This window comes from Streptomyces carpinensis, assembly GCF_002154505.1.
GTDB lineage: Bacteria > Actinomycetota > Actinomycetes > Streptomycetales > Streptomycetaceae > Streptomyces > Streptomyces carpinensis.
The window spans coordinates 1-2,942 of the sequence record NZ_MUBM01000642.1; the positions used below are offsets into that span (position 1 = coordinate 1).

Here is a 2,942-nt window from a genome sequence, read left to right on the forward strand (position 1 = left end):
CGGCCCGACCTGGATCTGCCGGCTCTTGCGGCGCTCGGCGAGCTTGGTCGGAACGGACGGCATGCCGAGAGAAATCGCAGTCATCTGCTGTGCAACCCCAAGTCGTGGATCAAGGTCCGGCCCCGCCCCGCGGCAGGCTCCAGGCTTCGAGATTACGGCACGCGACCTTGGCCCAGCACATCCCCCACCCGTCAAACCACTCGTTGGAAGGCGACCGGCACAGGGCCCGCCCGGCCGCCTTCCGACAGCAGGTGACTAGGTGATTTTGACGGGGTTGACCACGTCGGCGATCAGGACGAGGACCGTGAAGCAGATGAAGACGCTCGCCACCACGTAGGCGACCGGCATCAGCTTCGCCACGTCGAACGGTCCCGGGTCCGGGCGGCGCAGCACCCGGGCGAGGTGGCGGCGCAGCGACTCCCACAGGGCGCCCGCGATGTGACCGCCGTCCAGCGGGAGCAGCGGGAGCATGTTGAAGAGGAACAGGGAGAGGTTGAAGCCGGCGACCAGCATCAGGGCCATGGCCAGCTGCTGGGTGGGCGGGATGTCCAGGGTGAAGATCTCGCCGCCGACGCGGGCCGCGCCGACCACGCCCATCGGGGAGTCGGGCTGGCGGGGGGCGCCGTCGAAGGCCGCGTCCCACAGAGCGGGGATCTTGCCGGGCAGGCTCGCGATGGAGTCGACGGCCTCGCCGACGCGGTCGCCCATCCACGTCACGGACTGGCCGAGGTCCTGGCGGACGATGCCGGTGGCGGCGCTGAAGCCGAGGAAGCCGGCGGTGACGTACTGGCCCTGGACGATCTGGCCGTGGGAGTCCTTCTTGGCGACCTGGTTGGTGGCGATCTTCGCGTGCAGGGTGACGTCCTGGCCCTTGCGGTCGACGACGATCGGCACCTGCTTGCCGGGGTTGGCGCGGATGAGGTCGGAGAGCCGGTTCCAGTCGTCGGTCTTCACGCCGTTGAAGGACACGATCCGGTCGCCCGCCTTGAGGCCCGCGGCGGCGGCCGGGGAGGCGGGGTCGGCCTTCGCGCAGGTGTCCCGGTTCTGGCTCTGGGCGATGACGCACTGGGAGACCGAGCTGACGGTGGTCGTCTGCTGCGAGATGCCGAAGCCCATCAGGACGGTGAGGAACAGCACCACCGCCATGACGAGGTTCATGAACGGACCCGCGAACATCACGATGACCCGCTTCCACGGGGCGCGCGTGTAGAACAGGCGCTTCTCGTCACCCGGCCCGAGTTCCTCGAAGGCGGCCGAGCGCGCGTCCTCGATCATGCTGCGCCAGGGCGAGGTGGAGCGCGCGGTGATCCGGCCGTCGTCGCCCGGCGGGAACATACCGATCATCCGGATGTAGCCGCCGAACGGGATGGCCTTGATCCCGTACTCCGTCTCGCCCTTCTTCCGCGACCAGATGGTCGGGCCGAAGCCGACCATGTACTGCGGCACGCGAATGCCGAAGAGCTTGGCGGTGGACAGATGCCCCAGCTCGTGCCACGCGATGGAGACCAGCAGGCCGATCACGAAGACGACTATGCCGAGGATCATCATCAGGGACGTCATGCACGCGCCTCCGCGGTCGCCGTCTGCGCTGTCAGTTCCCGGGCCCGGGCGCGGGCCCAGGCCTCCGCTTCGAGGACGTCCGGCACGGTCAGAGTAGTTCCCGTGCTGGGCGTGCCGTGCTCCTCGACCACTTGTGTCACGGCCTCCATGATCCCGTTGAAGGGCAGCGCGCCGCGCAGGAACGCGTCGACACACTCCTCGTTGGCCGCATTGAACACGGCCGGGGCGGTGCCCGCGAGCCGGCCCACGTGCCGGGCGAGGCCGACGGAGGGGAAGGCGTCGTTGTCGAGGGGGAAGAACTCCCAGGTCGACGCCGTGCTCCAGTCGAACGCGGGAGCGGCGTCGGGTACGCGTTCGGGCCAGCCGAGACCGATGGCGATGGGCCCGCGCATGTCCGGGGGCGTCGCCTGGGCGAGGGTGGATCCGTCGGTGAACTCGACCATCGAGTGGACATACGACTGCGGGTGCACGACGACCTCGATGCGGTCGAAGGGAATGTCGTACAGCAGGTGTGCCTCGATGACCTCCAGACCCTTGTTGACGAGGGTGGCGGAGTTGATCGTGATCACCGGTCCCATGGCCCAGGTGGGGTGGGCGAGGGCGTCCTTGACGGTGACGTCCGCCAGCTCGTCCTTGGTACGGCCGCGGAAGGGGCCGCCGGACGCGGTGACGACGAGCTTGCGCACGTCGGCGCGGGTGCCGGCGGCCAGTGCCTGGAAGAGCGCGGCGTGCTCGGAGTCGACCGGGATGATCTGACCGGGCTTGGCGAGGGCCTTGACCAGCGGGCCGCCGACGATGAGCGACTCCTTGTTGGCGAGCGCGAGAGTGCGGCCCGCCTCCAGGGCGGCGAGGGTCGGTGCGAGGCCGATGGAGCCGGTGATGCCGTTGAGGACGGTGTGGCAGTCCGAGGCGGCGAGCTGGGTGGCCGCCTCCGGTCCGGCGAGGATCTCGGGGAGCGGCTCGCCCGTCCCGTACTGCGCGGCGAGTGCCTCGCGCAGGGCCGGTACGACGTCCTCGCGGGCGACGGCGACGGTCCGGACGCGGAGCCGGTACGCCTGCTCGGCGAGGAGGCCGACCCGTCCGCCGTTGGCGGAGAGCGCGGTGACCCTGAAGCGGTCCGGGTTGCGCAGCACGAGGTCGATGGCCTGGGTGCCGATGGACCCGGTGGCCCCGAGGATCACCACGTCCTTGGGGCCGTCCCCGGCGACGGGGTCGAAGACGAGATGCGGATCGGCGAGAGGGGCTGGACTGTCGCTCATCCCCCCATTGTGGCCGCAAGCCCCGCCCGAAAGGACAGCGCCTCCGTCGGGCGGGGGGCGAGTCGCCGGTAGGCCGGGCGGTGGGACCGGCCCGGACGGGCAGGGAGGGCCGGTCCGGACGGG

At 70.4% G+C, this 2,942-nt stretch carries 2 protein-coding genes; both read right to left on the reverse strand.

Going from position 1 to position 2,942, the window contains the following annotated elements:
- Positions 1-255 precede the first annotated feature (255 nt).
- Positions 256-1,548 carry a M50 family metallopeptidase gene (locus BZY54_RS47440; RefSeq protein ID WP_208640986.1) on the reverse strand — a complete coding sequence of 431 codons (1,293 nt, stop codon included), beginning with the start codon at positions 1,546-1,548 and terminating at the stop codon, positions 256-258.
- Between the two features lie 8 nt (positions 1,549-1,556).
- Positions 1,557-2,819 (reverse strand): 1-deoxy-D-xylulose-5-phosphate reductoisomerase, encoded by a 1,263-nt coding sequence (dxr, locus tag BZY54_RS47445; RefSeq protein ID WP_086731487.1) that lies wholly within the window; start codon positions 2,817-2,819, stop codon positions 1,557-1,559.
- Positions 2,820-2,942: the final 123 nt, after the last annotated feature.